Raw genomic sequence first — 21,911 nt, forward strand, 5'->3', positions numbered from 1 at the left:
GCATCGCTAGTTTAATCCAGTGATGCTTTTTCTTTTCTATTTAAAGACTTTGGACTACGGACTATTTCCCTTCAATCCCCGATTTAGTTGCCACAGGTTTTTTCTTCCTAAAGTTTGGAAAAGTCATTGGGCTTTTGGCTGGGCGCTCATCTCCTAATAACACACCCCATTGTTTAAACGACTCTGTTCGATCGAAAACAACTTTAAGTACCGCCACAATCGGTAGTGCGAGGAACATCCCGGAAATACCAGCTATACTGCCCCCGATAAATACCCCGAGGATGGCAAATAAGGCATTGATTTTTACCTTCGAGCCAACAATACGCGGCATCAAAATGTTATTATCTAAAAACTGAACGAAAGCAATAACACCTAAAACAGTGATTACCGGCCACAATTCTTGAGATGAAGTAAGCGTTAACAGTACCCCGATTAAGTTACCAATTAAAGCACCCACATATGGGATCAGGTTTAATATGGCGAAGATTACCCCGATTAACAGGGCATGTTTTATACCGATTAACATCAATATCCCGCCCAATAAAATGGTCATATAGGTGATCTGGATTAACAGACCGATTAGGTAGCTTTTAATGATCGATTCGGTTTCATAAATCGCTTCTTTCACTTTTGGATGATCGTCGGTTTTAAACCACATGAAAATAAAGCGCAATAAAATGTCTTTATAAAAAAGCATCAGGTAAATATAGATGGGTAATAAACCGATAAATACAAAAATGCCACTTAACGTTACAGCAGCACCACCTGCCAGCGAGGTTCCCATGTTCATCAAATCGTCGCTTTTAGTCTTTATAAAGGCTTTTTGCTGGTTATCGTCGTAATGGGTAATACGGCTAATCCAATCGCTTAATGAATTAATATGCTGTGTTACGTTCTCCTTTATCTGCGGGAAATCTTTAACCAACATTCCAATCTGGTTCGAAAAAAACCAAACAATCAAAGCTACAAAGAGCGCTACCAATAAAATGGATAGAATGATGGCCAGCGTTTCGGGCATCTTTTTTCTTTTTAAAAATCGATACACCGGTAGCAACATAATGCTGATAAAAAAAGCCATCAATACTGGCATGATAATATCTCTTCCGATTACCATAACGGCTACGATGGCCATCAGACCTAATAATTCTATAGATCGTTTAACGGTTAGGGGTAAATTGTTAGTCATAAAAAGCTTAATCTGATTTGAGTTTTAAACACAATCGGTGTCAAAATGTTTTAAGATAAGCTTTAATATTGGAAAATGAATGGTTGCGTTTCAGTTTTGAGTTGGGAGCTTGGCGTTTGGAGTTAATTAACCGATTCCCCTTCGATATGTCACCATGAGAGGTCAGTTTTTGTAAAGAAACAAAGTAGTTGGGATGACAGGTTAAGATAAATCGTCATTTCGACCGCAGTGGAGAAATCTTTGAACTATATTTATTAGATAGTTCAAAGATTTCTCCATTTCGCTGCGCTCCAGTCGAAATGACGACCGATTTTTACAATCTATCACCTTGAGCGGATTCGAAGAGCTGGTAGAGGTTCGGATTTTGGCACCAGTTAACCGATTTCAAACAATTAACCGTTTAAGCAATGCTTAAAAAAATTACTTCCCACCCACGATATACCGGTAGATTAGCCTTATTTTTGCAGCTTTAATACCGCACATGAACAATCAAGATACCATTATTGCTTTATCTACTCCTTCCGGTTCTGGCGCCATTGGCGTTATCCGTTTATCTGGTCCGGAGGCTATTTCCCTTACCAATACCGTTTTTGCAGGAAAAGATTTAGAAAAGCAGGCCTCGCATACTTTACACTTTGGCTTGGTTAAAGATGGCGATCATATTGTTGATGAAGTAGTGGCTGGTTTATTCGTAGCGCCTAAATCGTATACTAAAGAAAACGTGGTAGAAATTTCCTGTCATGGTTCTAACTATATTATCCAACAGATTATTAACCTGTTGATTAGCAAAGGTGCCCGTGCCGCCAAACCTGGCGAATTTACCTTACGCGCTTTTTTAAATGGCGCTTTCGATCTTAGTCAGGCAGAAGCAGTAGCTGATCTAATTGCCTCAAATTCCAAAGCCTCCCATGATGTAGCCATGCAACAGATGCGGGGTGGCTTTGCCAACGAATTAAAAGGATTACGCGAACAATTGATCCATTTCGCTTCGATGATCGAACTCGAACTTGATTTTGCAGAAGAGGATGTAGAGTTTGCCAATCGCGAACAGCTAAAAAACCTGGTGAACAAAATTAATTACGTTTTACAGCGTTTGATCTCTTCTTTCGAAATGGGAAATGTAATTAAAAATGGGGTTCCCATTGTTATTGCAGGTAAACCTAATGTGGGTAAATCTACCCTATTGAATGCCCTCCTTAACGAAGAACGTGCTATCGTTTCTGATATTGCGGGAACCACACGCGATACCATTGAAGATGAACTGACCATTGGTGGCATTGTTTTCCGTTTTATCGATACGGCCGGAATCCGCGATACAGCCGATATTATTGAAGCTTTAGGGGTAGAACGTACGCTAGAAAAAATGAAACAGGCCAAACTGATCATTTACATGGCCGATGCCGCTCAAAGTATTTCAGAAATCGAAGAACAGGTACGTGGCTTGGAACAGTTGGCTATCCCCTATTTAATTTTGGTAAACAAAGCCGACCTCATCGCTGATGCGCAGCGTAAAGCTTTCGAAGCTTTAAATGTTGTTTTTATTTCTGCTAAAGAAAAACAAGGTATCGACGAACTTAAAACTACGCTACTAGAGCAGGTTAACTTGCACCACATTAATACCAGCGAAACCCTGGTTACCAATATCCGCCATGTAGAAGCTTTAAAACAAACCGAACATGCCCTGCAAAGGGTTTTGGCTAATGTAGATAATCCGGTTACCTCTGATTTCTTAGCAATGGACATTAAACAGGCGCTACATTATCTTGGTGAGATTACGGGTACAGTTACTACTGATGATTTGTTGGAGAATATATTTACGAAGTTCTGTATCGGTAAATAGTTGTTTGTCAGGTTTTTAAATGTATTATCGTATATTGTGACGACCTAGGTTTTTAACTTTTTTTAGTTTCATTTAATATATTTATTCTCTAAATTTTCAGAGTATGAATTTTGAGTCGTTATCGGAAAATCCCCTGCCGGATAATGGCCTGAAATGAACTTCCTGCAACTCCTTGACAGTCCGTACCAAACAGCCGTTCATTACTTTGATCAATGCTTTTTTGGGCTTAAAATCTGTCTCTGAAATAGCCAGTATGGCAGATTTAGGAAGATAATGTAGATGATATTTAATCTCTCTTCGTTGTAAAAAAAATGCAAGCTAATCTTAACCACCAAATTTACGCACCCTATAAATCAATGATAACATGAAATACCTTCCCAATCGGTTAACTTGTTTATCTACAATTTCGTTATCGAATACATCTCTTGATATCCCTGAGTTCTGATCAAAAAGATCGAATCCTTCTACACGAATAGCAGCCATATCGTTCTTCATAAACTTATATTCCATTGATAAACGAAGCAATGTTGGATTTCGTACCGCACCGTTATCGAAACCTGAGTTAATCTGTTTAGTGAAATCGTAGCCTAGGGTAAGGTCTTTAAAGAAATAATTACGGCCTTCTATACCACACTCAAAACGGTTAGATTGGCGGTCGGTAAATGAATCATTCGAATACCTGGTCAGATTTTGGGAATAGGAGGTTTCTATTTCAAAGTTGACAATATCTTTCAGGTCTACCCTAAATTCGAGCTCCTGGCGCCAGGCCATATTGCGGGCTTCTATTCTGCTAGCATCGGTAAAAGTAATGTTATTGTTCAGCTGACCCGAGCCAGAATAGCCAATGGTAAACTTTCGTTCTGCCGAAAGCGGTTTGCTAATGTCGTAATCGCCTTGCAGGGTGTAGTATCCATCGGTGTTAATATAACTGGTAAGCTGATTAACCGTGCCAGGTACACGCTGTTTAGTGGTTACAATCCTATCGTTAGTACGTTCGTACTTGAAATTGGCTATGATCACTTTTCCTACACTCCAATCGGCTTGCTTGTAATGGGCATTGATACTGTGTATAAATTCAGGTTTAAGATTCGGGTTTCCGGTAACCACGTTCTGCAGGTTCGAATTGTCGGATATAGGTTGCAATTGTAAAAATCCAGGTTGGTTATTTCTTCCCCAATAATTAACATCTAACGATTGCTGGTTAGAAAATTTATAGGAAAACCGGCCAGAAGGGATGAGGTTAAAAGTTCGGTTAAGGGTTTCAACATTATTACTTAAATTCTGTCCCTGAAGCAATGCAGGCTGCGCGTTAATACCGAGGGTATAATTCAGTTTTTCGCCGATATAGCGGTAATTCAGGCCCACTTTATTGGTAATGAACTGATAATCATAAATATTGCTGAGTTTTGGGTTAAATACTTCATTGCCTTCAACTACGTTATAAGTATCTCTTAAATTATTTGTCGATGATCGGTTCCAACTGTAATTTACTTCTAAAAAGGTTTTTTTCCAAAGTGGCTCCATGTATGATGCTCCAATGTTAAGCCCTAAATTACGGCTATTCTGGTTGTTCAGCAGGTTTTGTGCCGAATCGACTCCTTTGCCCTCGAAATTGAAATACTTGTTATATACATTGCCAAAATTTCCGCCATTGGTATAATTGATGTTGCCCCAGGAGCTCAGGTTCCGTCCTTTCTTCTGAAATTTATGATTGTAAAATACATTGGTACGGGCATTCAGGTTATTGGAATTACTGAAATTATTGCTTTCTCTTCTGGTAGACAAGGTATCCTGGGTAATAAGCGAGCTACCCGTATTATTGCCACTATTGGTATTGTAAGAAAAGTTTGGAGAAATTTTAAGGTAATTCATCGTATCTATTTTATACTCCAAATTACCACCAAACCAATGGCTATAGTTGTCGCTCTTACTGTTGTTTCGGGCGTCCTCAAGTCTGTTCAATGGATTTTGCCCTGCATCTTGTAAAACACTCTGTGTATAGGTAGAACTAATGGTGTTATTTTTATTGTTGTTAAAATTATATCCCGCATCTGCAGAGAGTTTGCTGCTAAACTCATTTTTATAGTTAAGTCCGGCAACATTTCTCGTTGTAATGCCATCACCGCCGCCGCCGCGCATATTGGCATTGGCCGAAGTTCCATCGAATGAAATCTGTTGTTCACCTTTCATACTATTTCCCCGTATATTGGTATTGTAGCGATCGGAGTTACCCACACCTGCAGAGGCCCTGGCAAAATAACCCTTCTTTTTATCTTCTTCAATGGTAAGGTTCAGCACCTTTTCTGGCTCACCTGTTTTAATACCTGTAAGTTTGGCCTGATCGCCATAATCGTCGATAAACTGAAGGTTTTTTATAATATCGGCAGGAAGATTTTTGATGGCTGTGGCTACATCTGTTCCGAAGAAATCTTTACCGTTAACACGTATTTTGGTTACAGGCGAACCCTGACTGGTTACATTACCATCCTTATCTACCTTAATGCCCGGTAGTTTTTTCAGTACTTCATCAACGGCATCACCATCTCTAACCGGAAAGGCTTTGGCGCTAAAACTCACGGTATCTTCAGTTACCTTAACAGGGGGAACACCCGAAATCACTACGCCCTCTAGTGTGTTCGACGATGGTTTAAGTTTGATATTGGTAATGTTTAAGCTATTGCCTTTTTCGATCAGATACTGTTTAATAAAGGTGTCGTAGCCTATAAAAGCGGCAGATAAAGTAAATTGTTTAGCTTTAATTTTGTCTAATGCAAATGTACCATCAGGATTGGCAGAGGTGCCTATACTATCCGCGCCAAATTTAATCCTGACTACCGCACCAGGTAGCGGTAAGCCTGCAGTATCTAACACGATGCCCTTTACGGTATAATTTTGTGCATTACTGCTTGTAAAAATACCTGCAAAGAGCAGAAGTAGAAAAATCGATTTAGTAAAAGCCCTCATGAATTTATTTGTGTGTGGCATAAAAGTACGGAGCAGCATGTTAACCCAGTTCAGCGTAATCAACATGTTACCGATTTTGGTTGTTTTACCTATTAATGGGGTGTCTTTTTGCTTCCTTTCACTTGGGTATCAGGCCAAATGGCAGACCTAAGCTGGTGGCGGATGGTATTTAAGATTGAACTACCATCTTATTTCAGGTATTTTTATTTTGTATGCTCTTTTTGTACTACATTCCTGCAAAGGGTTTTAAACCTAACCGCATTGTCTTGTTCAACAGTAATGGTAATGTGACCTGTTTTACTGGTATTTATATCGCTTACCTTGCCAGACTTACCGATATGCGTTCCTTTAATCACAACGCAGTAGTCGCCATCTTTTAAACTTGTTGTCTCCATTTAGCTTTTTGCAGGCTTTAATTTATTTCCGAGCTGCGTAATTTTATTTCGGCATTGAGCTGATTTAATTTAATTGCTGCTGGTAACAAGGTTAATGCACAACCTGGAATAACGGCAAGAAGTACAAAGTTTTGTTTTTTAATAATGAGGAATAAAAGTGCACCAAACAAAAACAGCATTACCATAGTAAATCCAATTAACAGACCACTTAATTGCTTTTTCTGTTTATTTAATTCGGTTAGGGTAAGTTCGGATAGTTTGTTGTTTTTCATAGCGTGTAAATTAGGTATACTATTAAAATTATGAAATTATTAATGTTTTTAAAATCCTGAGGGATGAAAGATGTAAAATGATAGTTATTCAGTATTATCTAAGCACAAATTCCATTATCTTGTAAACGTTCGGTTTAATAAATCCAAAACCTTTATTGAGTGGTGGGAAATTGACGCTGTTTTTAATGCTAATACCAAATATATCATGATTAAAAGATTAATGCCGTTATTGTTGCTATTGGTTTCTTACGCGGGCTTTTCGCAAGAAACGACCAAGACCTATCTTTCCGGAACAGATAAAGATCATACCAAACAATGGGATTTTTATTGTACTGCCGGACGTAAAAGCGGTATATGGACTAAAATATCTGTACCATCTAACTGGGAATTACAAGGCTTTGGAAGCTACAATTATGGCCACGATAAAGTTAAAGCCAACGAACAGGGGATTTATCGATATGAATTTCTGATGGGTAAAATAACAGGAAAAAAAGTATTCCTGGTTTTTGAAGGCGCAATGACCGATACTAAGGTAAGCATTAATGGAAAGCTGGCCGGAGATCTGCACCAGGGCGGTTTTTATCGTTTTAAATATGATATTACCACGCTATTAAAACCTGGAGAGAAGAATTTACTGGAAGTTACGGTTGATAAAGTTTCGGCAAATGCCTCCATTAATAAAGCCGAAAGAACGAGCGATTTTTGGATTTTTGGTGGCATCTTCCGGCCGGTTTACCTGGAAACGGTTCCAAACAAATTTATAGAAAGAGTTGCTGTTAATGCAAAGGCCGATGGTACCTTTCAACTTGATGTTTATGGCCAAAATTTAGCTGCTGACGATATTCTTGAAGCCCAGGTAAAAAAAATAAATGGTGAAAACGTAGGCAAAGCATTTGCTATGAAAGTGAATTTAGAAAATGGCCTACAAACCCTGAAAGCTACTTTCTCAAAACCTTTATTATGGAGCAGCGAAATCCCCAACCTATATCAGGTGGTGGTGCGGATCAAAAATAAACAGAATGTTATTCATCAAGTGAAACAAAAGTTCGGTTTTAGAACCCTTGAACTGCGAAATGGCGACGGTTTTTACGTTAATGGGGCGAAAATGATTTTAAAAGGTGTTAACCGCCACAGCTTTTGGCCTGAAAGCGGGCGTACCTTAAGCCCTGAGGTACACTTAATGGACGTGAGGTTAATGAAAGAAATGAATATGAACGCCGTTCGCATGTCGCATTATCCACCAGATGCAGAATTTTTGGATGTTTGCGACTCATTAGGTTTATACGTGATTAATGAGTTAACTGGCTGGCAGGCAAAATACGATAACACCGTTGGGCACAGGCTAGTAAAAGAACTTGTGATCAGGGATGTAAACCATCCTTCTATTATTTTTTGGGCCAATGGTAACGAGGGAGGTTTTAACACCGATCTCGACAATGATTATGCCTTATACGATCCGCAGAAACGTACAGTAATCCATCCTTGGGAGAAGTTTAACGGAACCGATACCAAACATTATCCAGATTATAATTATATGGCTAAGGCAGCTACTTCAGGCAAGGAAGTTTTCTTTCCGACTGAATTTATGCACGCGCTTTATGATGGTGGTGCTGGTGCCGCTTTAGATGATTTCTGGAATCAAATGTTAGTTCATCCGCATGGTGCTGGTGGTTTCATTTGGGCCTTGGTTGATGAAAACGTAATCCGGACAGATAAAAATGGTATTTACGATGGTGATGGGAACCATGCACCTGATGGAATTGTTGGGCCACATCGCGAAAAGGAAGCCAGTTTTTACACCATAAAAGAGATATGGTCTCCTGTTTTTATCGATCTGCCAAAAATTGATAGCGATTTTACAGGTAAAGTATCTATTGAGAACCGTTTCAATTTTACCAATCTTGATCAATGCACTTTTAAATGGAAATTAGTTACTTTTCCATCGGCTAACGCTGAAGGAACAAAGGCTATAATAAATAGCAGTGGAGCAGCAATTGCTAAGCTTAAACCTGGTGCAAAAGGTACGCTAGATCTGGCTTTGCCAAAATTGTGGGCCCAAAGCGATGCCTTATGTTTAACTGCTTATGGGCCAGATAAAAAAGAAATATTTACCTGGAGCTGGCCGATAAAAGCTGCCCGTTTAATTGCTGAGAAGCAAGAAACTATCCTATCCAATTCAGGCATAAAAACCCAAGAAACTAACCAATCGCTCCTCATTAAACAGGATGATGTTACCTATTATTTTGAAAAGGTTACAGGTTATCTGGAGAAAGTGCTTAAAGGCAATACGGTTATTTCTTTGTCAAAAGGTCCGGCCTTAGCGGGTATAAATACCGAATTGAAAAATTTTAGTTATAGGGCAGAAGGTGCAAAGTATATTGTCGAGTCTGACTATCAGGGTGCTGGTAGTTTGCATGCCAAGTGGATATTTGAAACCGGAAAGCTGGTAAAACTCGAATACCAATTTAACCAACAGGGCGAGGCTGATTTTATGGGCATAACCTTTAATTACCCCGAGGATAAAACTACTGGAATGAAATACCTTGGCCGTGGTCCGTACAGGGTTTGGAAAAACAGATTAAAAGGGCAGCAGTTTGGGGTTTGGCATAAGGATTATAATAATTCGATCACTGGCGAAACCTGGGGATATCCTGAGTTTAAAGGTTATCATGCAGAAGTGAACTGGGTGACTGTAGAAAATAAGGAAGCCCCATTTACGGTTTATATACCCGATCAGGATACTTATTTGCAAATGTTCCGGCCTGCACGTGAAGCTGCGGCACTAAGTAATAACAATGTAGAACCTGCTTTTCCAGAAGGGAGCATTGGTTTCTTAAAAGGGATAAGTGCCATTGGTACCAAGTTCCAGTCGGCTTTATTATTAGGGCCTCAGAGCCACAAAAACAAAACAGATGGCAAAACTTTTAAGGGGACGCTATTATTTGATTTTGGGAATAAACATTAGGAACCATAAGTTAAAACAGCACATCAAAACCATATTTAATCCGTATTTTTAACGATATGAAGATTGTGTTTTTTTCTGCGAAGCCTTACGACCATGAATTTTTTGAAAGCTGTAACAAACGTTATGATTTTGAATTGGAATTTTGGGAAACCCATCTCGGTCCTCATATTGTCGACGCGATAAAAGTAGGTACCGATGTTGTTTGTGTATTTGTAAACGATAAACTAACTGCAGAGGTTATAGCCATATTGGCACAGAAAGGGGTGAAAATTATTGCTTTACGTTGTGCTGGCTTTAACAATGTGGATCTGAATGCAGCCAAACAATACGGGATTCGCGTTTGCCGTGTTCCGGCTTATTCGCCACAAGCAGTTGCAGAACACGCCGTGGCCATGTTGCTTACACTAAACCGTAAAACCCATAAAGCCTATAATCGCGTACGTGAACAGAATTTTTCGCTCTCTGGTTTAATGGGTTTCAACCTTTTTGGTAAAACAGTAGGGGTAATTGGCACAGGGAAAATTGGCGCTGCTTTCTGTAAAATTATGCTTGGTTTTGGCTGCAGTGTACTAGCTTCTGATCCTGTTGTGAATAAATCATTACAAAGTGCGGGAGTGAAGTATTTGCCTTTTCATGAAGTTATAAAAGAAGCTGATATTATTTCGCTGCATTGCCCACTTACACCAGAAAACCATTATCTTATTGGATCGAATAGCTTATTAACGATGAAAAAAGGTGTGACGTTAATAAATACAAGCAGAGGGGGATTGATTAATACACGTGAGGTAATTGAAGCACTAAAAACCGGGCAACTTGCTGCACTGGGAATTGATGTGTATGAGCAGGAAGAACAGCTCTTCTTTAAAGATCTTTCCGGAAGTATTATTGGTGATGATGATATCCAGCGACTAATCAGTTTTCCGAATGTTTTGCTTACCGGGCATCAGGCTTTTTTTACACAAGAGGCTTTAACAGAAATTGCAGAGTCTACCCTAAAAACGGTTAAAATATTGTTGGAAGATAATGCTGAAGAGATAGTTTCAGATGCAATATTGGTGTAACCAGGTAGGTTGTTTGATGCTTGAGAATAGAAATGTTCTATAATGAACGCAGGGAGTTTTAAGGAGATTTAATCACCACAAAATCTCCATGCGTTCGTTGTATGCTATTTAGTAATAAGAAGTATTGAGGTTGCTGTTCTGCTTTTCTGCGGCCTCGATAGGGGCATAATTCGAAAGAATAAGTGCTTCTCCTTTTTTAATGCATACATCATGTTCAAAATGCACAGATGGACTTCCATCCGCTGTTCTGATCGTCCAACCGTCTTCATCTAGAAAAACATCTTTTTTGCCCATATTTATCATAGGTTCTATGGCCAGCACCAGATTTTCTCTTAATAGTAAACCATTACCTTTCCTTCCATAATTCGGCACCTGCGGATCTTCGTGCATATCTTTACCTAAACCATGGCCTACCAGATCTCTCACTACGCCGTAACCCTGCTTTTCGTTATGACTTTGGATAGCTGCACCAATATCGCCAATGCGTTTGCCCACAACAGCCTCTTTAATTCCAAGAAAAAGTGATTCTTTAGTTGTTTTAACCAGGTTTAATACCGCTGCCGATACCTCGCCAATGATAAAGGTATAAGCATGATCGCCATGAAAACCGTTTTTTATGGTACCCACATCTACTGAAATAATATCGCCATCTTTCAACTCATCTTTAGTTGGAAAGCCATGTACTACCACATCGTTTACCGAGGTAATAATATGAAAAGGAAATCCATTGTAGTTGTGAAAGGAAGGTACAGCGCCATTATCAAGTATAAATTCGTTAGCTATCTTATCAATCTCGAGGGTTGTAATACCTGGCTTTAATATTTTAGCTACTTCTGCAAGGGTATCGCTCACCAGTAAGGCACTGATCTGCATCAGTTCTACTTCTTCGTTGGTTTTATATAAAATCATTACCGCAAATTTAGTAAAAGAAGCGGAAAGGAAAAAAGATGAAAGAATTGAGGAGGTAAAAGGATTGAATGTTAGAATGATTAAATGTTAAACGCTAAATTAAGAACACAACCTGTAATCGAGTGTTAAAACTTTATTTCTGATTCTACTCAGCGTTTCTAAACGCATGCCGAGGTAGCTGGCCAAATAACGCTGCGGTATTCTGTTGATATCCAAATTACTTTCTTGGAGTTTGCGGTACCTGCTCATTGCTTTTGGTATCCTGGCCAGGATTGATCTTTCTGACGCTGCGTAATAATGAAGCGCCAATAGTTTTCTACCAATGAGGTTGGCCTCCGGATAGTTTGCGTACATCGAATCGATTAAAGTATAAGGAATACAGATGAGTTGACATTCTTCCAGGGCCTGAAGATACTCTATAGAATGACCAAGCTGTTGATCGGGATGACGTATGGCACCGATTAATTCATTTCCAAAGCTAAACCAGGTGCTGATATCTTTTTTGCCATCGCGTACGAAGCCACGAACGAGCCCGTGTACCAAAAAATATAACGAGGCATTACTGTCTATTGGTGAAAGAATGTGTTTATTCTTTTTAACATGGATGAGTTTGCAAGATTTTTCATGTTCTGCCTTAAATGATTCAGATAAGGGGTAGAACTGCTCAAGGTAATCGAAAAGCGGGCGTAAAAATGATGTTGAATAGGGCATAGTTAAGGCTTGTTAGAATTTTTTAGAATGGTTTAAAGCATACTCATTTGCAACACCATACTCGTATAATTATCCTAGCCCAAAAATATCTGCTATTTCATTATTCAGTGAAATACAGGGCGGTTGTGGCCTCTAACGATACGATCGTTAGACTAAAAAATGTGTTATTAACAGGTTAACGGCTTAATTCCTGCGTAAAATAGGTGGTAGGCATTAAGCCTGTTTCTTTTTTAAATGCATTGTAAAACGTAGCCAGACTTTTAAAGCCAGCTTCAGAAGCGATAGCTTCGATGGTTATTTTATCCGATTTGAGGGGATACTGTTTTAAAAAATGATCTACCCGGTAGCTGTTTATCCAGTCGCGGAAATTTTTTCCGATGTGTTTGTTAATTACAAAAGAGCAGTGGTGTATCGGGATGTTTAGTTTTGCTGCCAGATCGATAATCTGAAAATCGTGAAGCAGGTAAAGTTGTTCTACTTCCATTATTTCTTTCATGGCAAGGGCATAGTCAGACAGCTGTGCATCCAAAAGATTAATTTTTTTGACTGTTGTAAGTGTGCGTTTTGAATCTTCTTCTGATAAGGGAAATGGTGTGGCATTAGTTTCCCGTTGATCGGTTTCTATTTTCTTAATTGAAGGTTTTTTAGTCCAATCTACAGCCACCAGCAAATAGCCATAAAAAATATAGGGTTTGTGGAGCGCGTACAATAAAATGATTAGTAGGGCCAAACAGTTGAGCACAATAAACGAAGCATTAACATAAGGGATGTGTAAGCTTCTTAAAATAATGGGCACCAAACTAAACAACTGAAAGAAGGTAGCAATCCGAAGAAAAAAGATGATCCATTTTCTGCCTTCACCTTCGATTATTTGTTGTGTGTTGTTTTTTAGGCGGAGTACGGCAATCCAGGTAAGGCATAAATAACCAAACACAAGCATCGGTCTAAATAGGTAGTGGAAATATGGTGGAAACAATCCGCTTTTTACTTTTAGTGAGTAATAACCATTTTCTGCAAGCTGGTTTCCTATCATATCCCAATCGGGTATTGTAGAGAAATGCCAGGGAATAACGTGAATAATAGCCAATAAAGCTGGTGCAAAATGAAGCCATTCTATTTTTTTTAAACTTTTACGGTCTTGAAGAAAGCCTGTAATGTAGAGATAAAAGCAGGCTGGGGCGGCATAATAAAACGGGGTAAAAGTTTGATGAAAAAAAGCTAAGGTATTGGGCTGATCTGATTTAAAGAGCAATGAAGTTAAGATCTGACCAAATCGGGCAAAAAATATAACCGAAAGCAGGATGTTAAGCAGTTTATTCCCTTTTTTTGCAAAAAAAAGATGCATAGAGAATAAAAGTAAGAATAAACAACTGGTACTAACGAGAAGGTTCAAAGACTGCATATTTCCAACCAAGATAAAACATAATTGTTAAATTAAATTACCCTAATTATAATTATTCTATTATTAAATGCATCATGCGCAAAATGCTAAAAATTAGACGTTATTTGGTTAAAATAAGGATAATATGGCTGCTATCGTTGTTATATTTTATTTGCATTTATACTATTTGCAATAATGATTTGCCATAAACGTTTGTATAATTTATAAAAAGCAATAGTTTTGCGGCCCGTTTATTGTAGAGCGGAAAGCAATATTATTTAATTGGTGGATGTTTCCATCCCTATAAAAGAAAAACTATGGACAAATTTAAAAAAGTACAAGACCTAATCTCTTCTGTTGAAGCAGATGTAACTAAGTTTTATGATGGTGGTAATGCTGCCGCAGGTACACGTGTACGTAAAGCAATGCAAGACCTAAAAGTTTTAGCCCAAGAAATTAGAGCTGAAGTAACTGATAAAAAAAATAGTGATAAATAATTAGTTATTGCTTTTAAAAAGTAAGCCCGCGTAAAAACGCGGGCTTACTTTTTATCGCCATTTTAGCTTGGCCACTGGATAATTGCGTATTTGTCTTTTCGTTATAGTCTTTGGCTTTTCCTCTTCTTAAACATTTACTTATTGCGTTTACTAGTAATGAGGTTATTGGTAAAGAAATCACGAAAATCATTGTAATAAAGATCGCCAACAGTAAAGCTGGTGTGGTTAGAAAGCGTTATTCTTGTTCCATCTACGTGTAAAATATGATTGATAGAAATAATATAACCCCTATGCAGCTGGATAAAGCCTTTTTTAATGTTCAGTTGTTCTTTAACATCTTTCAAACTTAAATAAGCAATAATTATTTTCTCTTTTGTATGTATTTTAATATAGTTGTGGAAACTTTCAAAAGCAATTATATCTGCATAACGCACTAAAACAGCCTTATGGTCTTCTGATTTATTTTTGACCAAAAAATAACTTTCCTGTGCTATATTTTCTGTTTCTTCTTCAAAAACACGGTTTACCGTTAAGGCAAATTTAGCATAGCCGTAAGGTTTAAGTAAATAGGCATCTGCTTCTGCTTCGAATGCTTCAAAGGCATATTCTTCATGAGAAGTGGTAAATATTAATTTCCTGGTTTTAGAGCGGATTGCTTTAGAAAGTTCAATGCCCGAAATCTGTGGCATTTGAATGTCCATAAATATCACATCTACCTGGTCAATCTTTTTAAGTTCGCTCAAGGCCACCATTGGATCGGTGTAACTCGCCAGAAGCTTCATATTCGGGGTATCCGCTATATATTTTTCAAGACCCGAAATCGAGTTTTGTTGGTCATCAATGGCTATACACTTAATCATTTGTAAATCTTCTTTGTATACATAACGAAATTACACCTTTTCATACCGAAAATAGAACGCTTTATCCTGTTTCGCCTAAAATTTTCTTTCTATTGACTAATTTGAGGTAAAAAAGTGCCTTATGATGTATACGGGAGTGATTAAATGGTATAATCCAATACGTGGTTTCGGATTTATTGCACCAGATGGTGGGAAAGAAATGGTTTATGCAGATAACCAGAAATTGATAGGGATTTACCGTCCTTCTTTAATTGTTGGCACAAAGGTTCGTTTTGATTTAGAACAAGGGCAGGTGGGATGCCAGGCTACTAATATTGTAGTTCTGAATATGGGCTTTGAATAACATTTGCACCGATCCATAACGAAAACAGACCGATCTGTGTAACTGAAAGCTTAAAAATAAATTGTAATGCGATCTTTATTCTCAATAAATGAAAGAATAGAGATTGATTCTTATTGCAATTTTTTAGCTGAACTGCACCTAAATTAATACCTACATCTACCTATTATCTATACCTAATTTAACCCTCTTCCTATCTAAATTGACGCCCTCTTTTAGATAGGATTTATTTTTTTCGGATAACGTTTTTGCTTAAATTCGTCATACTCTTTATGGTACGGATACATTTAAAGCAATTGTTTATGAATTTCAAAACCTTGGTTCTTTTGTTGAGCACAGTTTCTACTGCGCTTATTGGTGGTCTTTTTTATGCATATTCCTGTTCAGTTATCCCAGGCCTTACACGCCTTTCCGATGCTTCCTTTTTACAAGCCATGCAATCAATCAACCGGGCTATTTTAAATCCGTTATTTTTTATTTCCTTTATGGGTACGCTGGTTATATTACCATTAAGTGTCTGGTTTTTTAGAGAACAGCCTATGGTGTTTTATCTGCTTTTAGCAGCAACCTTATTATACTTTGGCGGTGTTTTTTTGGTTACCATAATTGGCAATGTACCCCTTAATAACCTGTTAGACGGGGCCGATCTTGGTAAACTCAGTGCAACAGAACTAAATGTATTGCGCGAAAAATTTGAGCCAGGCTGGAATTTATTTCATCGGATCAGAACCACCGCTTCATTTATATGTATTGTACTGGTCGCTTATGCTGCAATATTAAGCCGAAATGCTTAAAAGCATAATATTCATCGCCTTGTAGTTTTTGCGTTGAAAGATAAGTCTCAATTGACTGTATTGTTTTTTGTGTAAGCATTAGGTTTGTCCGTTTGTAGCCTTTTTCAATGGCAAAATCTTTAAAAAAAATGGCCGATTTCTATTTTTTAGACAAAAAATACACTAATTCTATGTAAAAATGCTGCAAATATCAAGAAATAAGTAAGATAAGTGCTGTTGTGATACAGTGAAACCGATTGTATTTATATTATCTTTGTGTTATCTCTATGCGTGTTTACGGTTCATATTCTGATAGCGAATTGGCATTCTTGTTAACTCAAGGTGATGAGCTGGCCTTTACCGAAATTTACAACCGCTTTTATGGCTTACTTTTTATCCATGCCAGCAAACGCTTAAATGATGATGAAGAAGCAAAAGATGTATTACACCAGTTGTTCGAATCGCTTTGGGTTAAACGTTTGCAGGTAGCACCTGATGGTAATTTATCGGCATATTTATATACAGCCGTGCGTAACCGTGTGCTGGATGTGTTTGCACATCAAAAAGTAGAAAGCAAATACGTTGATTCATTGCAGGATTATATAGATCAGGATCATGTGTTAACTGATTATATGGTTCGTGAAAAGCAAATGGCATTATTAATTGAGCAAGAAATTGATGCTTTGCCGCCTAGAATGCGCGAAATATTTATTTTAAGTCGCAAGGAGAATAAATCGCATAAAGAAATTGCGCTCGAACTTGGTCTTTCTGAATTAACCGTTAAAACACAGGTTAAAAAAGCATTAAGAATCCTTAAATCGAGGTTAGGAGTGGTTATTTATGTTGCTTTTCTTTTGAAAACCTATCGGTAATCAAATGTAATTCGGTTTAAATACATTTTTTATCTCTAAAATTAAGGTGTATTGAAAATATTTTAAAAAAAAATAATTTTCCGATACCCCCAATGCTATACCTTCGCCGTATATACATTAATCAACCAAACTAACTTCTTTTTTAATGGAGATAAATGCGAAAAAACTTTTAGATAAATACCTTGCGGGTAATTGTACGCCAGAAGAGATTGCCATTGTTGAAGATTGGTATCAACAATTCCCTTTTGAAAAAGAGACTCCTAAGCATTCACTTATAGAAACCAGCAAGGTAGAAGTTTGGAACAGGTTAAGTCCGCGCGGAAGGTCTATGAAGTTGGTCGCGACTAAGCGTTTGGCCATTGCGGCAAGTATTATTTTATGCTTTAGTTTAGGACTTTATTTTATTGTACAACGCAATGTAGTACCATTAACTGCCAAAACAGAATTAAAAGATATTCCTCCAGGTAGCCATAAAGCATTGCTAACACTAGCTGATGGTACTGTAGTTAACTTAGATGATGCCAAGAATGGTCAGATCGCCAATCAAAATGGTATTGTAATCCGTAAATCTAAAAACGGCCAGCTTGAATATGTAATCAATGAAGTACAAAATGCTTCACTTAAAGGATCGAATGCAATTAGCACACCGCGGGGCGGACAATATCAGGTGAGTTTGCCCGATGGCACAAAAGTTTGGCTTAATGCAGCCACTACCTTAAAATATCCATATGCCTTTGCTAAAAATGAAAGGGTAGTAGAACTCAATGGAGAAGCTTACTTTGAAGTTTCAAAAGACCATACCCGTCCTTTTAGGGTAAAAACAGAGGTACAAACTGTTGAAGTTTTGGGTACTCATTTTAATATTAATGCCTATAATGATGAAGCCGCTGTTAAAACCACGCTTTTAGAAGGTGCTGTTAAAGTGAGTGCTGCTTCTGGCAGTGTAAACTTACATCCTGGAGAACAATCGCAATTAAATACGAACAATGCCAGATTAATTGTTGATCAGCAGATTGATATTGATAAAGAAATGGCCTGGAAGAATAATATTTTCTCTTTCGATAACGACGACCTGCAAACCATTATGCGACAGATTTCGCGATGGTATGATGTGGATGTAGTTTATCAGGGTAAAATTACATCAGAGAAGTATATAGGCGAAATACCGAGGAACAGTAACCTGGCGGAGGTTTTTAAAATATTAGAACTTAACCATGTTCATATTGATGTAAAGGGCAAAGTACTTACCGTATCTGGAAATTAAATAAGAATGGCTTTTCTTTAAACAGCCGAAAATCAACAAACCAATTTACAAACAAACTAAACTTTATGATGAAAAAACTACCAGAAATTTAGCATTGTACCTTTAAAAAAACCGAAAGCGCGACAACGCTTCCGGTAGAAATTTGGACAAGCAGCTTGCTTCGAAACCCAGCTGCTATTTTTTAACCTCATTCATTACAAAGGTATGAAATTAACTACCCTTTACAACCCCGTGTGCGACATGCGGAGGGTAAAGATTAAATTTTTATTGGTCATGAAATTGACTACAATTTTATTATTGGTTGGTGCCCTACATGTATCGGCAGCCACCTTTTCTCAAACCGTAACCTTATCCCGTAGAAAAACTTCGCTTAAGCAGGTTTTTAAGGAGATAAAAAAGCAAACGGGCTATTTTTTCTTTTACAAAGGTCAGTTGCTTCAGGATAAACCTGATGTTACGGTCGAGTTTGTTAAGGCATCGTTAACAGATGCGTTGAATGCTTCTTTAAAAGATCAAAACCTGAGCTTTAATATCGTTAACAAAACCATCGTAATCAGTAACAAGGAAAATGTAGCTGTTACACCAGAACGTGCAGCTGTAAAAGTTGAAGTCAATGGAGTCGTGTTTGATAAAACCACGGGCGAAACCATTCCAGGCGTTACTATTTCCGTTAAAAATGGTGCAAGTGTAGGCATCACCAACGAAAAAGGCGAATTTAAAGTTAGCGTTGATGAAGGGAGCATGTTGGTTTTCAGTTACGTGGGTTATGAGCTATTTGAAACCAAAGTTACCGGAACGAAAATGCTCAATATTCAGCTGGTTTCTAAAATGACCCAGATGAACGATGTGGTGGTAACGGGTTATCAAACGATTAAAAAAGATAACTATACCGGTAATGCGATTACGATATCTGGCGATCAGCTGAGAAGGGTAAATCCACAAAATTTGCTTCAGAGTATTGGCACGTTCGATCCTTCATTTAAACTGATCGATAATAATCTTGCAGGCTCCAACCCTAACAGAATTCCTTCTATCAATGTTAGGGGAGCTTCTGCACTGCCAAGCGGTGATGGGCAGGTGCTAAGAAGAGATGAAATTCTTGGAACAGCAAATATGCCTGTTTTCATGCTTGACGGATATGAAGTAAGCGTGCAGAAAGTATTTGATTTGGATGTGAATAGGATTGCATCAGTTACCTCATTAAAAGATGCGGCTGCAACGGCAATCTATGGTTCGCGCGCAGCCAATGGTGTAATCGTGATTACCACTAAAACACCCTTAGAGGGGAAATTACGGATAGAATACAACTACGAATTGAATCTTACTGCTGCAGATCTAAGCGATTATCAGGTTTTAAATGCAGCTGAAAAACTAGATTATGAAGTTTTGGCAGGATTATATAATTCTGCGAAACAACAGGTATCTCAAGATCAGCTTGATGAAATTTATTACCACAAAAAAGCTAATGTTGTTGGTGGTGTTAACAGTTATTGGCTATCTCAACCCTTGCGTAATACCATAGGACATAAGCATGCTGTAAATCTGGATGGTGGTTCACAAGCATTTCGATACAATGTAAACCTTCGCTACCAAACAAGGCCCGGAGCAATGAAAGGGTCGGCAAGGGACCAATATTCGGGTGGAATGAGTTTCCAGTATAATGTGAAGAAAATTCAGTTCAGAAATGAACTATCCATAACACAGGTGGGCGCTACCGAATCTCCCTATGGCGATTTTTCTAATTATGTACGGATGAATCCCTATTACCCATTGAAAGATGCCAATGGCATGACGATGAGGATTTCGGATGTATACGAAAAACAAGATCGATCAAAAGAATATGTTTTTAATCCATTGTATGATGCCAGTTTAAGCAGTTTCAATAAATCTAAGTACACCGAAATTATTGATAACCTTTCTGCCGATGTAGAGGTGGCAAGCAACCTTAGGTTAAGGGCTCAAATGAGTGTAACCACGCGGTCAAATTCAGATGATATATTCACCTCTCCCCAGGCAAATAAATATTACCTGTACACCGCAGATAAAATAGATGAAAAGGGAGAATACATGAATAGGGAAATGAAAGAAACCTATTGGGATAGTAATATTAGGTTAACCTGGCTAAAGCAGATCGGGGGCAATTATTTTAATGCTTTAGTAGGTGTGAATGCCCGTACAGAGCTACGCGATCAAAAAGAATTTACGGCTATTGGCTTTGCCAATGATCGTTTTACCAGCATAGGATTTGCCAAGGGTTATGCTGAAGATGGAAAACCTCAAAGCAGGCTCGAAAAAGCACGACTTTTTGGCTCTTTCTTTACGATGAACTACTCATATAAAAACCGGTACCTGATGGATGGAACTGTTCGTATTGACGGTTCTTCAAAATTCGGAGTGAACAATAAACTGGCTCCTTTTTGGTCGTTCGGATTAGGATGGAATGTACACCAGGAGGAATTTCTTAAGGATAATCATGTGATTAGCCAGCTTAGAATAAAGGCCTCTACAGGCCTTACAGGTTCGGTAGAGTTTGATCCTTACTTATCAAAAACCATTTATAAGTATAATACCGGAAATTGGTATTCATCGGGTATTGGTGCGGGGGTAAACAGTTATGGAAATGAAAACCTTGGGTGGCAAAAAACGAGGATGACGGATATTGGTATCGACATCGGCCTGTTTAAAGATCGTATTATGATTACGCCCAGAATATATAAGAAGTTTACCAAAGACATTTTAGCCGATATTACATTGCCGCCATCAACAGGATTTCTATCCTATAAAGAAAACCTTGGAGATATGGAAAACAAAGGGGCTGAGTTGGGGCTGGTAATAGATGCTGTGAGAAGCAAAGACTGGTCGGTAAATCTAAACGCGAGTATGGTTTCCAACAGGAATAAGGTAGTAAGAATCTCAAACGCATTAAAGAAGTACAACGATAGGGCAGATGAACTGCAGTCATTGAAACCAGGAGAAGGTGGTTACCGGGGCATTCCCTTACTTAGATTTAGCGAAGGGCAGCCTTTCAATGCCATTTATGGCGTGCGTTCGTTAGGCATAGATCCGGAAAACGGACGTGAATTATACATCAAAAAAGATGGTACACTTACATACGACTACGATAAGAGAGACTATGTTGTAATTGGAGATCCCAATCCGAAAGTGAGCGGATACTTTGGTGGAACGGTTAACTACAAAAGATTTAGCCTTTATGTGCAGTTTCAAACTTTTTTCGGTGGCGACAAATATAACCTAACACTGGTAGAGCGTGTTGAAAATGCTGATCCAAGATATAACGTTGATAAGCGTGTATTCGAAGAAAAATGGAAGCAGTCTGGCGACCTCTCTTTTTATAAAAACATAGCAGATAATGGTGAGACCGATGTAAGCTCGAGATTTATACAGCCTGATAATCTGATCAACCTTCAATCAGTTAACTTTTCTTATGATATGAATAAAAAAATCGCATCTAAATTATCGATGTCGAGTCTCATATTTCAGATAACGGCCAACGATGTAGTGCATTGGTCATCAGTAAAAGAAGAAAGGGGAATTAATTATCCATTTACCAGGAGTTTAACCTTTTCCGTTCGAGCGGCCTTTTAAGCTATTCATTAACGG

General features: G+C 38.2%; 17 protein-coding genes. 9 read left to right on the forward strand and 8 right to left on the reverse strand.

What is annotated here, in order from left to right; genetic code table 11:
- Positions 1-61: 61 nt before the first annotated feature.
- Positions 62-1,186: an AI-2E family transporter gene (locus EZ456_RS10575; protein WP_131529926.1), complete on the reverse strand. Its 1,125-nt coding sequence runs from the start codon at positions 1,184-1,186 to the stop codon at positions 62-64.
- Between the two features lie 481 nt (positions 1,187-1,667).
- Between EZ456_RS10575 and mnmE the strand changes: the two genes are divergently transcribed.
- A complete protein-coding gene (mnmE, locus tag EZ456_RS10580) occupies positions 1,668-3,026 on the forward strand; it encodes a tRNA uridine-5-carboxymethylaminomethyl(34) synthesis GTPase MnmE (RefSeq protein WP_131529928.1) in 1,359 nt (452 codons plus the stop codon).
- Positions 3,027-3,350: 324 nt separating this feature from the next.
- Here the strand turns inward: mnmE and EZ456_RS10585 are convergent, their stop codons facing one another.
- The 3 genes from EZ456_RS10585 to EZ456_RS10595 form a co-directional block, all read right to left on the reverse strand.
- Positions 3,351-6,056 carry a TonB-dependent receptor gene (locus tag EZ456_RS10585; RefSeq protein ID WP_131529930.1) on the reverse strand — a complete coding sequence of 902 codons (2,706 nt, stop codon included), beginning with the start codon at positions 6,054-6,056 and terminating at the stop codon, positions 3,351-3,353.
- A 137-nt stretch (positions 6,057-6,193) separates the two neighbouring features.
- Positions 6,194-6,385: a KOW motif-containing protein gene (locus EZ456_RS10590; protein ID WP_131529932.1), complete on the reverse strand. Its 192-nt coding sequence runs from the start codon at positions 6,383-6,385 to the stop codon at positions 6,194-6,196.
- Between the two features lie 17 nt (positions 6,386-6,402).
- Positions 6,403-6,657 (reverse strand): hypothetical protein, encoded by a 255-nt coding sequence (locus tag EZ456_RS10595; protein ID WP_131529933.1) that lies wholly within the window; start codon positions 6,655-6,657, stop codon positions 6,403-6,405.
- Between the two features lie 205 nt (positions 6,658-6,862).
- Here EZ456_RS10595 and EZ456_RS10600 point away from each other — a divergent pair, with 205 nt between their 5' ends.
- Both EZ456_RS10600 and EZ456_RS10605 read left to right on the forward strand, forming a co-directional pair.
- Positions 6,863-9,622, forward strand: a complete 2,760-nt coding sequence (locus EZ456_RS10600) for a glycoside hydrolase family 2 TIM barrel-domain containing protein (protein ID WP_131529935.1) — start codon at positions 6,863-6,865, stop codon at positions 9,620-9,622.
- Between the two features lie 56 nt (positions 9,623-9,678).
- Positions 9,679-10,683, forward strand: coding sequence for a 2-hydroxyacid dehydrogenase (locus tag EZ456_RS10605; RefSeq protein WP_131529937.1), 1,005 nt, complete (start codon positions 9,679-9,681; stop codon positions 10,681-10,683).
- Positions 10,684-10,791: 108 nt separating this feature from the next.
- Here EZ456_RS10605 and map read toward each other — a convergent pair whose 3' ends face one another.
- The 3 genes from map to EZ456_RS10620 all read right to left on the reverse strand — a co-directional run bounded on the left by map (position 10,792) and on the right by EZ456_RS10620 (position 13,648).
- The gene (map, locus tag EZ456_RS10610) at positions 10,792-11,592 is read right to left on the reverse strand and encodes a type I methionyl aminopeptidase (RefSeq protein WP_131529939.1); all 801 of its coding nucleotides are present in this window, start codon (positions 11,590-11,592) and stop codon (positions 10,792-10,794) included.
- A 99-nt stretch (positions 11,593-11,691) separates the two neighbouring features.
- Positions 11,692-12,303, reverse strand: coding sequence for a Crp/Fnr family transcriptional regulator (locus EZ456_RS10615; protein ID WP_131529942.1), 612 nt, complete (start codon positions 12,301-12,303; stop codon positions 11,692-11,694).
- A 175-nt stretch (positions 12,304-12,478) separates the two neighbouring features.
- Positions 12,479-13,648 (reverse strand): helix-turn-helix domain-containing protein, encoded by a 1,170-nt coding sequence (locus EZ456_RS10620; RefSeq protein WP_165501295.1) that lies wholly within the window; start codon positions 13,646-13,648, stop codon positions 12,479-12,481.
- A 353-nt stretch (positions 13,649-14,001) separates the two neighbouring features.
- Here EZ456_RS10620 and EZ456_RS10625 point away from each other — a divergent pair, with 353 nt between their 5' ends.
- Complete coding sequence (locus EZ456_RS10625) at positions 14,002-14,181, forward strand: histone H1 (protein WP_121285044.1); 180 nt, start codon at positions 14,002-14,004, stop codon at positions 14,179-14,181.
- Between the two features lie 134 nt (positions 14,182-14,315).
- Here the strand turns inward: EZ456_RS10625 and EZ456_RS10630 are convergent, their stop codons facing one another.
- The gene (locus EZ456_RS10630; RefSeq protein WP_131529947.1) at positions 14,316-15,041 is read right to left on the reverse strand and encodes a LytR/AlgR family response regulator transcription factor; all 726 of its coding nucleotides are present in this window, start codon (positions 15,039-15,041) and stop codon (positions 14,316-14,318) included.
- Positions 15,042-15,162: 121 nt separating this feature from the next.
- Between EZ456_RS10630 and EZ456_RS10635 the strand changes: the two genes are divergently transcribed.
- From EZ456_RS10635 to EZ456_RS10655, 5 genes are all read left to right on the forward strand, one after another.
- Positions 15,163-15,384, forward strand: a complete 222-nt coding sequence (locus tag EZ456_RS10635) for a cold-shock protein (protein WP_205945069.1) — start codon at positions 15,163-15,165, stop codon at positions 15,382-15,384.
- 299 nt (positions 15,385-15,683) lie between these two features.
- Positions 15,684-16,175 carry an anthrone oxygenase family protein gene (locus EZ456_RS10640; protein WP_131529949.1) on the forward strand — a complete coding sequence of 164 codons (492 nt, stop codon included), beginning with the start codon at positions 15,684-15,686 and terminating at the stop codon, positions 16,173-16,175.
- A 266-nt stretch (positions 16,176-16,441) separates the two neighbouring features.
- A complete protein-coding gene (locus EZ456_RS10645; RefSeq protein ID WP_131529951.1) occupies positions 16,442-17,026 on the forward strand; it encodes an RNA polymerase sigma factor in 585 nt (194 codons plus the stop codon).
- 145 nt (positions 17,027-17,171) lie between these two features.
- Entirely contained in the window at positions 17,172-18,290 is a 1,119-nt protein-coding gene (locus EZ456_RS10650) for a FecR family protein (RefSeq protein WP_131529953.1), read from the forward strand.
- 273 nt (positions 18,291-18,563) lie between these two features.
- Complete coding sequence (locus tag EZ456_RS10655; protein ID WP_131529955.1) at positions 18,564-21,896, forward strand: SusC/RagA family TonB-linked outer membrane protein; 3,333 nt, start codon at positions 18,564-18,566, stop codon at positions 21,894-21,896.
- The last annotated feature ends 15 nt before the right edge of the window (positions 21,897-21,911 follow it).

Source organism: Pedobacter psychrodurus, assembly GCF_004331735.1.
Taxonomy (GTDB): domain Bacteria; phylum Bacteroidota; class Bacteroidia; order Sphingobacteriales; family Sphingobacteriaceae; genus Pedobacter; species Pedobacter psychrodurus.